Source organism: Virgibacillus sp. M23, assembly GCF_034190895.1.
Taxonomy (GTDB): domain Bacteria; phylum Bacillota; class Bacilli; order Bacillales; family Amphibacillaceae; genus Virgibacillus; species Virgibacillus salarius.
Map to the genome: position 1 here is coordinate 141168 of NZ_JAWDHA010000001.1, position 14884 is coordinate 156051.

Genomic DNA, 14884 nt, shown 5'->3' on the forward strand with positions numbered 1-14884 from the left:
TTCTAGTGTGTTGCGATCTTTTATCATGACAACCTGATATAAACGGAGGATTTTATGATGTAGTTGTTCTTAACTAATGATTATTTTCATAAATATGTATGAGAGAGGGGGCTGCATTGTGAAGAAATGGCATCAAGGTATCCTACCGTGGTTAACAAAATATTTTGCACTTCCTTCAGATGTAGTACTTGAACTACCTAGGATTACAGTTATTGGTCAACTACATGTATACATTGAGAACCATAAAGGATTGGCAACATATTCTGATACGGAACTTAAATTAAAGGCAAACAAAGGATATATTCAAATTACGGGATCATCATTCGTACTAAAAATGATGCTACCCGAGGAAATATTGCTAGAAGGAACTATTCGAGATATTAAATTCATTTCAGATCATTAAAGGAGGAGGACATGAAGCATATACAAGAATCCGTAGTAACTGGTTATGTTACCATCTCAGTTATTGGTAAAAGGCCTGAACTTTTCTTTCAACAATGTACAAGTTCTGGAATACGTGTCTGGAATGTAAGAAAGACTGAAAGTGATGTATGTGAGGGCAATATAAAGTTAAGCGATATTAAACAAGTAAAACAATTAAGAAGCAGAACAGTTTATAAAATTAGATTTACGAATAGAAAAGGTTACCCATTCTTCATTCGACGTTTCTTACGTAAAAAAGAATTATTACTAGGATTTATATGTAGTGTGTTACTTATTCTATTTCTCTCCAATATTCTCTGGGAGGTTAAGATAACTGGTGTTCCAAAAGATATTGAGGAAAAGATCAGTAAGCAATTAGAACAATATGGAATACATGCTGGTACGTGGATATTTTCATTGGATTCGCCAAAAGAAATACAACAACAATTATTAGATGACGTACCTGAGTTATTATGGGTAGGTATAAACCAAAAAGGGACAACCTTTTTCTTAGAAGGTGTCGAAAAAGTAGTAGTGAAAGAAGAAGAAAACCCAGGTCCTCGAAATCTAGTTGCTTCGAAAAAAGGAATTATAAAGAAAATGTATGTGTCAAGTGGTGTACCAAAAGTGCAGGTGAATGACTATGTCCATCCGGGGGATATTCTTGTTTCTGGGAAGATGAGTGACAAAAGTACAGAAGAGGATGATGCAAAGAAGGAAGAGAAAAAGGTCGATTATGTCGCAGCTGATGGAGAAATCACAGCAACTACTTGGTATGAAGTAAAAGTGACAGTTCCATTAAACGCAAGTTCAGAGCAGCTTACTGGAAATAAAGAGAAGAAGTTTTATTTAGGTTTTGGCAACTTTCAATTACCAATCTGGGGTTTTAAAACACCTGAATACACGTATGATCAACGTGAAATAACAGAAAATCCGATTCGTTTTTTAAAATGGGAGTTACCTGTTAAAATGATTGAAACTTTAATCAGCGAAAAAACGTATAAAAAAGAGGAAAGGACGAAAAACCAAGCCATTAAAACAGGGATTAAACAAGCTAAAGAAGAGTTAAGATTACAGTTGGGACCAGAGGCACAAATACTGTCAGAAAAAGTTTTGCATGAATCTGTAGAGCGTGGTAAAGTTAAACTAAACTTATATATGAGTGTAGAAGAGAATATTGTCGAAACACAACCTTTACGTCAAGGAGATTAAGTATGCCAGAAAACCTTACAGAAATTGATTTACAACTAACAAGTCCAAATGAAGCTTTAGGATTATTTGGCACTAACGATAAATTTCTTATTCAGTTGGAGGAACTTCTTAATATTTCTATCGTAACAAGGGGAGAGCAGGTTCTTGTTTCTGGAGATCAACAATCTGTTTCCCTTGCTCAAGACATTTTATTAACCATGTTATCGGTTATACGTAAAGGCTTAAAAATAGCCGAAAGAGATGTAGTCTATGCTGTAGATCTAGCACAAAAAGGGAAGTTGAATCAATTCGAAACGCTCTTTGAAGATGAGATTACTAAAAATGCGAAGGGCAAGGCTATTCGCGTGAAAACTTTGGGACAGAGAAGTTACATTTCAGCCATTAAAGCAAATGATCTTGTTTTCGGCATTGGGCCAGCAGGGACAGGAAAAACCTATTTAGCAGTAGTTATGGCAGTTCATGCTTTAAAAAATGGATTGGTGAAAAAGATTATTCTTACTAGACCTGCTGTTGAAGCAGGAGAGAGCTTAGGCTTCTTACCAGGTGATTTAAAAGAGAAGGTAGATCCATATTTAAGACCTTTATATGATGCCTTGCATGATGTATTGGGGGCTGAGCATACAATTAGACTGATTGAGCGCGAGACTATTGAAATAGCTCCATTAGCCTATATGAGGGGAAGAACATTGGATGATGCTTTTGTTATTTTAGACGAGGCTCAAAATACGACGCCTGAACAAATGAAAATGTTTTTAACCCGCTTAGGATTTGGTTCAAAAATGGTAATCACTGGAGATATTACACAAATTGACTTGCCCAAAGGTGTTCAATCTGGATTATTTACAGCTAGTAAGCTGCTAAATGGTGTAAAAGGAATAGGGTTTGTATATTTAGAACAGACAGATGTAGTAAGACACCCATTAGTTCAGCGAATTATCAATGCGTACGAAAAAGATAAGTAAATGATTGGATAGGTAAGACCCCTTTACTGGGTCTTATTTCTGTATTTTCCTAGTTAAAGGGGGGGAAGCACTTGTTTAAGAATCGTTTTAAGTTCGATGATAACTGGTTAATTAAACGATACAATAAATGGTTCATGATTATAATAGCAGCTATTTTATTAGGTTTATTTATTTTTGCGTTAACGATTAAAAACGTACATACAGAAACATATGATATTGAAAGATTTAGTAGAGCTAAAGAAACAATTCGTTCACCCGTAACTATTGAAAATGAACAAGAGACAGAACGTAAAACAAGAGAGACTGTTCAAGCGGTAGAAGATAGATATAATATTAATCAAGAAATTACGAAAGAGCGCATTGCTTATACAAATGAGATATTTGATGCAATTTCTAAGATTGAGGAAGAATCAAAAAAGGAAGATAGTAAAGATGATAGTCATAAGCAGCCACTGTCGAATCAGGAGAAAGTTCAACGCTTGAAACAGATATTATCTCCTGAAATTACAGAGCGAGTAAGTGATAATTCGCTTTCTCAATTAGTAGAAATTCCTAAGGAAGAACGTAATAAGGGAAGAAAGTTATTTGTTGAGTCATTAACAAAGGTAATGAATAACGGAGTTCGGACGGAGAATACGCAAAGCGCGATCACATCCATAAAACAGAATATAAAGTATACGGAGTTAGACGCGGATCTTAAAGACGTTTTAACAAAATTAAGTGAGTTCGCTGTTGTTGAGAACTCATTCTTTGATGTAGATAAAACATCTACTGCTAGAAAGGAAGCGGCAAGTAGCGTAGAGCCAGTAGTTATTAGGGCAGGGGAAATTATTGTTCGAGAGGAACAAATTATAACAAATGAAATATATGAGAAGTTAAAACTTGTTGGTGTGCTTGATAAAGAGAGGAATTTATTCCCTGGCATTGGATTGGCGTTATTAATTTTGTTACTTTGTACGATTGTCGTACATGAAATGAATTGGGTTGCGAAAAACTATCGTTTAGATCGAGGTAAAATCATCTCGATACTATTAATAAGTGTAATCGTCATCGCTTTAATGAAAATTGTTAGCATGTTTACGACGCAAGTGAACCAGCTGTTTTATGTAATGCCAATTGCAACAGGTTCATTACTACTCAAACAATTGATTCATGAACGTACTGCCATTGTTTTTAGTGGATTGTATGCGATATTAGGTAGTGTTATTTTTAATAGCCAAATACCTGGATCCTTAAATGTAGAGGCTGGTATATATTTCTTTCTATCTCAATTAGCAGCAGTTTTTTTTCTTATGAATGTCAAGGATCGTCTAGCTATATTAAAAGCTGGTATTGGGATGGGTATTGTAAATATAATGATTGTAGTACTATTTATATTTCTATCATTTGAAAAATATGTCTTAACAGATATATTTATTCAATCGTCTTTTGCTGCGGCATCTGCCTTTTTATCGGCAGTTCTTACGATGGGCTTATTACCATTTTTTGAGACATCATTGGGAATATTATCAGACATAAAGCTATTACAGCTTTCAAGTCCCAATCATCCGCTTTTGAAGAAGCTTTTAACGGAAGCACCGGGAACATATCATCATTCCATCATGGTTGCTAATCTAAGTGAAACAGCGTGCGAGGCAATTGGCGCTAATGGGTTACTAGCTAGAGTTGGAGCATATTATCATGATCTTGGGAAGACAGTACGCCCGCATTATTTTATTGAAAATCAATTGGCAATAAAAAATCCTCATGATGTTATCGCACCGGAGGAGAGCGCGGAGATCATCATTAGTCATCCATACGATGGTGCACAGATGTTAAAACAACATCGTTTACCAAAGGAGATTATAGATATAGCGAAACAACATCACGGTACATCCCTGTTAACATACTTTTATTATAAAGCAAAAGATGCAGGGAAGCAGGTAACAGAAGAGCAGTTTCGTTATCCAGGTCCAAAACCACAGACAAAAGAAGCTGCAATTATTAGTATTTGTGATTCAGTAGAAGCAGCAGTTCGCTCATTAAAAGAGCCAACAGAAGAAAAAATAGAAGAAATAGTAGCGTCTATAATAAATAATAAAATGACAGATGGTCAGCTTGATGAATGTCCACTTACGTTAAAGGAACTTCATACAATCCAACGTATAACGTGCAATACCTTGAAAGGAATTTTTCACTCTCGTATTCAATATCCGGTAAAGGAGGCAAAATAGATGTATATTGATTTTCATGATCAGACAAATTCTGTTCCAAGTGATTATATTGATATGATACAGCGGTTAATTACCTACGCAGCTAAAAAAGAAGGCGTTAGTCAAGAAGCGGAGCTTTCCATTAATTTTGTAAGTAATAAAGAAATTCAAGAAATAAATCGTAATTACCGGCAAAAAAATGTACCAACAGATGTAATATCTTTTGCCATGCAGGAGGCTGGAGAAGGCGAAATAGATATTATCGATGAGGACCTTCCGTTATTACTTGGTGATATTGTTATTTCGATCGACAAAGCAAGAGAGCAAGCTGATGAGTATAACCATTCCCTTGAAAGAGAATTAGGCTTCTTGTCCGTTCATGGCTTTCTTCACCTGTTAGGCTATGATCATATGACTAAACAGGATGAAAAAAACATGTTTGCCAAACAAGATCTCATACTAGGTGAGTTTGGAATTGAAAGATAATAAGAAATCGATAGGCTTCTCTTATGCCTGGAACGGAATAATGCATGTTATTAAGCATGAACGCAATTTTCGACTGCATCTCGTTTCTGCATCTCTTGTTATAGTAGCAGGCTTTATTTGTCGGCTTTCTTCGTTCGAATGGATGTTCATACTTTTAGCTATAGGCTTGGTGTTAACTGCTGAATTGATAAATAGTGCAATGGAAAGTATGATGGATTATCTGAAACCCGATATCCATCCAATTGCTAAGCAAATAAAGGATATGGCTGCTGGTGCCGTTCTTATTTCTGCTATTACAGCTGCAGGAATAGGATTGATTATTTTTGCACCAAAATTAGTATTATTTTAGAGAGTCGCGTGGCTCTCTTTTTTTTATTTGTTTCCATTCTCATAGCTCATCCAGACTTCCGTTTCTGTTAAGGTAAAAATTTTGTCTGGAGATATGCAGGATTATATAGAACAACCAAAAGTTTTTAAAGCTTTTGTCGATTACATGAAACTAGAGCCAATTTGTAGTATGATATGAATAAAACATATTGAATACGTCGCGGAGGCAACAGCATGGAGAATAAATTTAAATCTGGATTTATAGCAATTATTGGTAGACCAAATGTAGGGAAATCCACATTTATGAATAGGGTAATAGGCCAAAAAATCGCCATTATGAGTGATAAACCACAAACTACTAGAAACAAGATCCAAGGAGTTTTAACACAACAAGACGCACAAATGATATTTATTGATACACCAGGTATTCATAAACCAAAACATCGATTAGGAGATTTTATGGTTCAAACGGCAGAGAATACGTTAAATGAAGTGGATGCTGTCTTATTTATGATTAATGCGAGTGAAGGCTATGGAAAAGGTGATCAATACATCCTAGATCGTTTACAGAAAATAAAAAGGCCAGTATATTTGATCATAAATAAGATTGATCTTGTTCATCCAGATGACCTGTTTCCTTTAATTGATCAATATAAGGAGAAGCTTGATTTTTCTGAAATTATTCCGATCTCAGCATTGCAAGGAAACAATGTTGATCATATGCTAAACGTATTGAAAGAGCATTTACCTGAAGGTCCACAGTATTATCCAGAAGATCAAGTTACAGATCATCCTGAACGGTTTATCATTGGCGAATTAATTAGAGAGAAAGTATTACAATTGACCAGAGAAGAGGTTCCACATTCCATCGCCGTTATGTTAGAAAATATAGAGAAAAGAGATTCTGACTCCATATTTATACAGGCTACAATTGTGACTGAAAGAAAGACACAAAAGGGTATATTAATTGGCAAGCAAGGGAATATGTTAAAAAATATCGGAAAATCGGCTCGACAAGATATAGAAGCGTTATTAGGATCTAAGGTGTATTTAGAGCTGTGGGTAAAGGTTAAAAAAGATTGGCGAAACAAACAAAGTCAGCTTCATGAATACGGTTTTCGAAGTGATGAATATTAAACATGGTAAATTTTTATACTAATTGTTTTGAGTTTAGTGGTCATTCTAATTAATAAGTTACATTTTCAAACATTAAAGAAAGGTGGGGTTTCTTGTGATCGAATTTACGTGGAAAGTATTCAGTCAAACGGGAAACATTGAAACCTATTTATTAATGAAAGAGATGGAAAATGAACAGTATCCAGATGATCGAGCTCAGCATGATGAACAAACGGTTACTCCATTAGATACCAATTTATAAAGTAATTTTATGAAGAAAATCGTAGGGTCAAGCTATTCCCTTTGTTAGGTAAGAAAGGTGAAGCTACGTGTTGGAAAAAATAAAAGGACTTGTTTTAAAAACACAGGATTATGGGGAAACACATAAAATAGTTACGATATATAGTAAAAAGATAGGGAAGTTTTCTGCAATTGCGAGAGGTGCAAAGAAAACCAAAAGTAGAATGGCTGCAGTTACGCAGCCATTCATTTATGCGGAGTTTTTTGTTTATATTCAAACTGGGTTGAGCACGATTCAACAAGGAGAAATCATACACTCTTTTCGATCGATACGTGAGGATATTATAAAAACAGCATATGCTGCGTATATTGTGGAATTAACAGACAAATTATCAGACGACAAGGATCCTGATACATTTATCTTTGAACAGCTTTTTGAGACAATGAAATGGATAGAAAAGAATGATGATGTAAATATACCAACAATGATGTATGAATTAAAGCTTTACGGTAAAGGTGGTTTTGCGCCTACATTAGATCGTTGCAGTAATTGTGGTGGTAACACACCACCTTTTGTATTTTCGATTGCGGAGGGCGGGATATTATGTCACCATTGTAGAAGTATGGACCGCGAGGCAATTCAATTATCGGAATTGTTAGCAAAGCTATTACGTATATTCGCAACGGTTAATTTACAGCGAGTTGGAAATATTTCTGTAAAAAAGGAAAATCAACAATTATTGCGCCAACTATTAGATGCATATTATGATTATTATGGAGGGTATTATATCAAATCAAAGAAATTTTTGAAGCAGATTGATTTATTAAAATAAGTTGACATGAACCAGTAATGTAGCGTATTATTTGTACATAAATTATAATAAGTATTGCTGTGATGAAGAGGAGTACTTTTTGTATTTATGTAAAGCGAATCCAGAATAGTGAAAGCTGGATCATAAAGCAAATTGGAAGGGCGCTTCTGAGCGATTATAATAAAGTGGCTCATTTTCGTGATGAGCAAATAGGGTGGAACCGCGGCCTATCCCCGTCCCTATGTCTAATAAAAAAGACATAGGGACGGGGATTTTGTCTTTTACTTAACTAATATCAAGATGGAGGATATGTGAAGATGAATATTCAGGAAATGATATTAACATTACAAAAGCATTGGTCTGAACAAAACTGTATTATTATGCAAGCTTATGATGTTGAAAAAGGTGCAGGTACCATGTCGCCAATGACACTGCTGCGTAGTCTCGGTCCTGAACCATGGAATGTTGCTTATGTAGAACCGTCAAGAAGACCTGCGGACGGTCGTTATGGGGATAACCCAAATCGACTTTATCAGCATCATCAATTTCAAGTAATCATGAAGCCTTCTCCAAACAATGTTCAAGAGCTATATCTTGAATCTTTAAAGAAACTAGGAATTAATCCTCTAGAACATGATATTCGTTTCGTGGAGGATAATTGGGAGAATCCAACACTTGGAGCAGCTGGATTGGGTTGGGAAGTTTGGTTAGATGGCATGGAAATTACTCAATTCACTTATTTTCAACAGATCGGTGGTTTAGAAGCAAACCCAGTGGCTGTTGAGCTTACCTATGGTATAGAGCGGTTAGCATCCTATATTCAAGATGAAGAAAATGTGTTCGATTTAGAATGGACATCTGGTGTTACTGTAAGGGATATCTTTTATCAACCAGAATATGAGCATTCTAAATATACTTTTGAGGCATCTAATACGGAAATGTTATTTGATCTATTTACTAAGTATGAAAAGGAAGCAAAGGAGACAATGGAAAAAGGCTTAGTTTTTCCAGCATATGATTATGTATTAAAATGCTCGCATACATTTAATTTATTGGATGCAAAAGGTGTTATCTCTGTAACAGAGCGAACTGGCTATATAGGTAGAATCCGTAATCTAGCTAGAAATATTGCAAAAGCATATGTAGAAGAAAGAGAAAGACTTGGTTTTCCTATGCTGAAAAAGGAGGAACAGTAAATGGCAAAAAATGCTTTATTCGAAATAGGTGTGGAGGAACTTCCGGCTCGGTTTGTTGACGATGCAGAGTTACAGCTTAAAGAAAAAACCGAATCCTGGCTACAAGAATTACGCATTACATTTGAAAGTGTTGTTTCCTATTCTACTCCTAGACGTCTTGCTGTACTAATTAAAGGCATAGCGGAAGAGCAAACAACAATAGAAGAGGAAGTAAAAGGACCAGCTGAAAAGATTGCAAAAGCTGCAGACGGTAATTGGTCAAAAGCTGCAATTGGCTTTACAAAAGGTCAGGGGAAAACTGTAGACGACATTTATAGTAAAGAAATTAACGGTACAAACTATATTTTTGTAGAAAAGCATATTGAAGGTAAGCAAACCATTACACTATTACCTGAATTTCACAAAATTGTTGAATCCATTACATTCGGGAAAAACATGCGTTGGGGTACACAATCTATGAGATATGCGCGTCCCATTCGTTGGCTTGTGGCTTTACTTGGCGGCACGGTGATCCCTTTTGAGGTTGCTGGTGTGAAAAGTGGTAAAACAACTTACGGGCATCGGTTTCTTGGTGATAAAATTGATTTGAATAATCCTTTGAACTATGAGGATACGTTATTGGATCAATTTGTAATTGTTAATCCAAAACGGCGTGAAGATTTAATTTTAGAGGGGATTCATACGTTAGAGAAAAGTCATAGTATTCAAATACCGGTGGATAAACAATTACTTGATGAGGTGCGTAATTTAGTTGAATACCCACAAGCTTTTCTGGGCGCTTATGAAAAACAATTTTTGAAACTCCCAGAAGAAGTATTAATTACTTCCATGAAAGAGCATCAGCGTTATTTTCCAGTAAAATCAAATACAGGTGAGCTACTTCCTTACTTTGTCGGGATTAGAAATGGAAATGACGATGCATTAAATACCGTAATAAAAGGAAATGAGAAGGTACTACGTGCTCGTTTGTCCGATGCCGAGTTCTTCTATAATGAGGATTTAAAGCATTCTATAGATTTTTATAATGAAAAATTAAATCGAGTTGTCTTTCAGGAAAAACTAGGAACAATTACAGACAAAGTGAAACGTGTTGTCGTAATAGCAAACCATATTTCAGATCTACTGCACATAGAAGAAAAGGAAAATATTCTGCGAGCTGCATCGATCTGTAAATTTGACCTTTCAACAAATATGGTAAATGAGTTTACAGAATTACAAGGGGTAATTGGTGAAAAGTACGCTCAATATTTTGGTGAAACTAGGACTGTAGCACAAGCGGTGCGTGAACACTACTTACCTAAGCAGGCAAATGGTGAATTACCGAATACTATAGAGGGTTCGATTATTAGCATTGCCGATAAATTAGATACGGTGGCTGGTTGTATTGGTGTTGGACTAATTCCTTCTGGTTCACAGGATCCATATGGCTTACGTCGTCAAGCAACGGGCATTTTACGTATTATAGAAGCTAATAAGTGGAATATTCCTATGGAAACATTAATAAATCTTGCACTGGAAGTGATGGAACAATCACACATACAAATATTGGATAAGGATAAAGCATTTAGTAACCTTCATGATTTCTTGACGAATCGAGCAGCATATTTATTTAAAGAAGAATCTATTGAACAAGATATAATTCAAGCGATACTTCACAAAGAAATAGGTGTGTATACGTATGCATTAGCAAAGGCACATAACTTATCAAATAAAAGGTTAGACGCTTCGTTTAAGACGATTCAAGAAGCACTTGTACGCGTATTAAACTTAGCTCAAAAAGCTAATTCTAATCATATAGATACAAATTTATTTGATACGGAATCGGAAAAGGCATTGTATAAAGAATTTTGCTCGATAGAGCAGTCTTACCAACAATCAGAACGTGATGCAGAACGGGATTTATTGTTATTAGGTCAACTAGCAGAACCAATTCACAATTTCTTTGATCATAATATGGTAATGGATGATAATGAAAGGATTCGTAATAATCGCTTAGCACTATTAGCAAGTATCGCTTCACTTATACAGAAATATGCGGACTTAACTAAAGTAGAATGGAAACAAAGCTTTTAATCCATAAACGCGTGCGAGACAATTCTCTTTTCTCTATTTTTAGTCTATAATATGAAGAAATAGTATAAGTCACATGGTTTTTAGGTGGTGAAGGGATGGAATTATCGAGTAGGCAGGAAGAAATTATTGAAATTGTCAAGGAGAATGGTCCAATAACGGGTGAAAATATAGCTGAACGATTAAATTTAACTAGAGCAACGCTACGCCCAGACTTGGCCATTTTGACCATGGCAGGATTTCTTGATGCGCGTCCTCGTGTTGGGTACTTTTTCACAGGAAAGACCGGAAGTGAACTACTTACGGAACAAATTAAAAAATTTAAAGTATATGAGTATCAACATGTTCCGATTGTTGTGAAAGAAAGTGTATCGGTATACGATGCCATATCTACTATGTTTCTAGAGGATGTTGGAACACTCTTTGTAGTTGATGATAAAGCTTGCTTAACGGGAGTATTATCGCGAAAAGATTTATTACGTGCAAGTATTGGCAAACAGGATTTAAACGCCGTACCGGTTCATATAATTATGACAAGAATGCCAAACATTACGGTGTGCAGAAAAGAAGATTTACTTTTAGATGTAGCCCAAAATTTGATTAATAAGCAAATAGATGGTATTCCGGTTGTAAAAGATACGGCTTCCGGTTTAGAGGTGGTAGGAAGAATAACAAAGACGACTATTACGAAGGCTTTCGTAGAATTAATTACAGATGAACATATTTAGCTACGTTTGTGGGAAGGAGTAGATGAATGAGCATGCAGCCTATTGTCTATATTCTATCTGATTCGGTTGGTGAAACAGCTGAGTTAGTTATTAAAGCAGGTTTAAGTCAGTTTAATAATGGGGATTATAAGATACAACGGATTCCATATGTGGAAGATAAGGATACAATTGATGAAGTACTTCAAATTGCTAAAGAAAATAATGGGCTAATTGGCTTCACCCTTGTCGATCCAATTCTAAGAAACTATGTAAATGAACGATCAAAGCAACTAAATTTAGAAGCAATCGATATTATGGGACCGATGTTAAAAGCAATGGAAAGAGTATTTGAACGAACACCCCGGTTTGAAGCTGGATTAGTCCATAAATTAGATGAAGACTACTTTAAACGTGTAGAAGCCATTGAATTTGCTGTGAAATATGATGATGGTCGTGACACCAGGGGAATATCACGTGCAGATATCATACTAATCGGTGTTTCTCGGACATCGAAAACGCCACTTTCTCAATTTCTAGCCCACAAACGCTTGAAAGTGGCTAATGTTCCCATTGTTCCTGAGGTGGATCCGCCTGAAGAGTTGTTTGATGTCGATCCTGCTAAGTGTATTGGTTTGCGTATTAGTCCTGAGAAACTTAATGAAATCCGGAAAGAAAGATTAAAGGCATTAGGCCTTGGCGATCAAGCTACTTACGCAAATATGGAACGGATTTATAAAGAATTAGACTATTTTGATAAAGTGGTTAATAAGATTGGATGTAATGTAATTGATGTTTCTAACAAGGCCGTAGAAGAAACGGCTAATAGTATCATGCAGATTATTCAAAACTAGTAAGTGGCCAATCTAATCGAATAGAAAAACATTCTATATGAATATGTAGAATGTTTTTTCACGGTTAGGAAGAAAAACTACTGGGAATAATATAAAACTAGAGACGATTTGATAGCATTTTTTGTGAAAGTATATTATAATGTCTCTTTGTGTAATGATATAGCATACAGAAGATATATTTCTATCATTGTTATTTAATAAACCTTACATTTTAAGAAGGAATTTAAGTGACAAATGTAGAAGTATGTATACTGTGAGCTTGTGTTATTGAATGAATGTCTTTGCTTTTTGAATTTTTGTGACCTGCTTTTTATATAAATGAAGTAAATCAGCTTTTAGATATCCTTCACAGATTATTTTTATAAAAAGAAGGAATTTTTTTCGGTATTTCAAAAAAATATTGTCGAAAAATGAAGGATTTTTTTAATGAAAGACGAATATTAACTTAGCATGGTGATTTTATGTCCAATCAAATTCCTGAACATGTAATTGAAGAAATTCGTAAAGCAAATGATATTGTAGACATTATCGGGGAATATATTCAATTAAAAAAACAAGGTAGAAACTATTTTGGTCTTTGTCCGTTTCATGGAGAGAAAACACCTTCCTTTTCTGTTACACAGGAAAAGCAAATTTTCCACTGTTTTGGATGTGGAAAAGGTGGCAATGTGATAACATTTCTAATGGAAATGGAAAACTATTCATTTTATGAAGCATTACAATTTTTGGCGGATAGAAGTGGAATTCAATTACCAGAAACAAACAAATCAGTAAGCACTTTGTCACAAGAGACCCAAGATATACTATCTGCACACGAATGGTTAACTAAGCTTTATCATCATTTGTTGCGATTTACAAAAGATGGTAAGGAAGGCTATAGCTATTTAAAGAATCGGGGTGTCAATGATGAGGCTATTGATGAATTTCAACTTGGATTTGCTCCTAATGTAAAGAATTTTACAGCTGAATTCCTTCATAAAAAAGGATATCATCAGCAGTTACTGGTCAAAGCTGGTTTAATTACCCAACAGGATGACAATCAAGTAAGTGACCGTTTTAGAGGAAGAGTTATTTTTCCAATCCGGAATCATTTAGGGAAGACGGTTGCTTTTGGTGGTCGAGCTCTTGGAGATCAGAAGCCTAAGTATATGAATAGCCCTGAAAGTGAATTATTTCATAAAGGGAAGATTCTTTATAATTTTGACTTAGCCAAAAAGCATATTCGAAAAAAAAATGCAGCCATTTTATTTGAAGGGCAAATGGACATAATTGCTGCATATCAGGCGGGTATCAAAAATGTAATAGCTACACTTGGTACAGCATTGACGGAGTATCAAGCAAAACTTTTGAACCGCTATGTAGATACAGTTGTTATTTGTTATGATGGGGATCGTGCAGGGTTAGATGCTGCTTATAAAGCAGCCGTTTTATTACGCGATGTCGGTTGTGAAGTAAAAATAGCACATCTACAACATAATATGGACCCTGACAATTTTATTGAGAAGTATGGTGGAGAAAAATTTGAAAATGAGGTTATTAAAGCAAGTGATACCTTTATAAGCTTTTATATGCGGTATTTAATGAAAGATTATAATATGAATAATGAAGGAGATCGACTTCATTATATAGAAGAAGTATTAAAACAACTTGCTATGATTGATAGCTCAATTGAACGGGAATATTATCTAAAAGAGTTAAGTAATGAATATAATATATCGATGGATACCCTGTCAAATGAAATTTCAGGCTACCGAGAAAAGTTTGGGTCAAATAAGGATAATCGTCAGAAGAACAGATATACTACTAGTAGTAGAGAATGGAATGTTCGGAAATCCAAATTATTACCAGCTTTCCATAATGCAGAAAGACAGCTTCTATCATATATGCTCCAAGATGTCGTCATAACTGATAAGGTTCAAACAGAAATAGGAGCAGGCTTTAATATAGATTCCCATAAGATTATCGCTACTTATTTATATGCTTTTTACGAAGAAGGAAATGACCCAGATGTTAGCTTGTTTTTAGAGAAAATCACTGAACCAAAGCTTCAGCAAGAGATTACTGAAATAGCTATGATCCCGTTACAGGATGATATTAGTGATAAGGAAATAAATGATTACATTCGAATAATACAAACAAAAAAAAGTGATATGGATGCGATAAAAACGCTTAAAGATCAACAAAAGCGAGCAGAACAACAACAGGATCCAATAAAAGCTGCACAAATAGCAATGCAGATTATTGAAATAAATAAGCAGTCAAAAAATATGAATTGAATTTACGTAGTCTG

General features: G+C 35.1%; 14 protein-coding genes. All 14 read left to right on the forward strand.

Annotation, left to right across the window (positions count from 1 at the left end; all coding sequences use genetic code 11):
• The first annotated feature begins 118 nt into the window (after positions 1 to 118).
• The 14 genes from yqfC (at position 119) to dnaG (ending at position 14870) form a co-directional block, all read left to right on the forward strand.
• A complete protein-coding gene (gene yqfC, locus RVS70_RS00720) occupies positions 119 to 403 on the forward strand; it encodes a sporulation protein YqfC (RefSeq protein ID WP_026681184.1) in 285 nt (94 codons plus the stop codon).
• An 11-nt stretch (positions 404 to 414) separates the two neighbouring features.
• The gene (gene yqfD / locus RVS70_RS00725; protein ID WP_121605271.1) at positions 415 to 1635 is read left to right on the forward strand and encodes a sporulation protein YqfD; all 1221 of its coding nucleotides are present in this window, start codon (positions 415 to 417) and stop codon (positions 1633 to 1635) included.
• A gap of 2 nt (positions 1636 to 1637) precedes the next feature.
• Positions 1638 to 2597, forward strand: coding sequence for a PhoH family protein (locus RVS70_RS00730; protein WP_026681182.1), 960 nt, complete (start codon positions 1638 to 1640; stop codon positions 2595 to 2597).
• Positions 2598 to 2668: 71 nt separating this feature from the next.
• On the forward strand, positions 2669 to 4810 hold the full coding sequence (locus RVS70_RS00735) for an HDIG domain-containing metalloprotein (RefSeq protein WP_318279869.1): 2142 nt from the start codon (positions 2669 to 2671) through the stop codon (positions 4808 to 4810).
• On the forward strand, positions 4811 to 5275 hold the full coding sequence (ybeY, locus tag RVS70_RS00740) for an rRNA maturation RNase YbeY (protein ID WP_026681180.1): 465 nt from the start codon (positions 4811 to 4813) through the stop codon (positions 5273 to 5275). It abuts the gene before it with no gap.
• Positions 5265 to 5624 (forward strand): diacylglycerol kinase family protein, encoded by a 360-nt coding sequence (locus RVS70_RS00745; RefSeq protein WP_051388312.1) that lies wholly within the window; start codon positions 5265 to 5267, stop codon positions 5622 to 5624. The genes ybeY and RVS70_RS00745 overlap by 11 nt, the downstream gene beginning before the upstream one ends.
• 212 nt (positions 5625 to 5836) lie before the next feature.
• Complete coding sequence (gene era / locus RVS70_RS00750) at positions 5837 to 6739, forward strand: GTPase Era (protein WP_026681178.1); 903 nt, start codon at positions 5837 to 5839, stop codon at positions 6737 to 6739.
• Between the two features lie 94 nt (positions 6740 to 6833).
• Complete coding sequence (locus RVS70_RS00755) at positions 6834 to 6980, forward strand: YqzL family protein (RefSeq protein WP_080668672.1); 147 nt, start codon at positions 6834 to 6836, stop codon at positions 6978 to 6980.
• 67 nt (positions 6981 to 7047) lie between these two features.
• Positions 7048 to 7791 (forward strand): DNA repair protein RecO, encoded by a 744-nt coding sequence (gene recO, locus RVS70_RS00760; protein ID WP_026681177.1) that lies wholly within the window; start codon positions 7048 to 7050, stop codon positions 7789 to 7791.
• Between the two features lie 296 nt (positions 7792 to 8087).
• Positions 8088 to 8966 (forward strand): glycine--tRNA ligase subunit alpha, encoded by an 879-nt coding sequence (glyQ, locus tag RVS70_RS00765; RefSeq protein WP_026681176.1) that lies wholly within the window; start codon positions 8088 to 8090, stop codon positions 8964 to 8966.
• Positions 8967 to 11039 carry a glycine--tRNA ligase subunit beta gene (glyS, locus tag RVS70_RS00770; RefSeq protein ID WP_121605270.1) on the forward strand — a complete coding sequence of 691 codons (2073 nt, stop codon included), beginning with the start codon at positions 8967 to 8969 and terminating at the stop codon, positions 11037 to 11039.
• 95 nt (positions 11040 to 11134) lie between these two features.
• Positions 11135 to 11764: a helix-turn-helix transcriptional regulator gene (locus RVS70_RS00775; protein WP_026681174.1), complete on the forward strand. Its 630-nt coding sequence runs from the start codon at positions 11135 to 11137 to the stop codon at positions 11762 to 11764.
• Between the two features lie 26 nt (positions 11765 to 11790).
• Positions 11791 to 12594 (forward strand): pyruvate, water dikinase regulatory protein, encoded by an 804-nt coding sequence (locus RVS70_RS00780; protein WP_321132390.1) that lies wholly within the window; start codon positions 11791 to 11793, stop codon positions 12592 to 12594.
• A 461-nt stretch (positions 12595 to 13055) separates the two neighbouring features.
• On the forward strand, positions 13056 to 14870 hold the full coding sequence (dnaG, locus tag RVS70_RS00785) for a DNA primase (RefSeq protein ID WP_026681172.1): 1815 nt from the start codon (positions 13056 to 13058) through the stop codon (positions 14868 to 14870).
• The last annotated feature ends 14 nt before the right edge of the window (positions 14871 to 14884 follow it).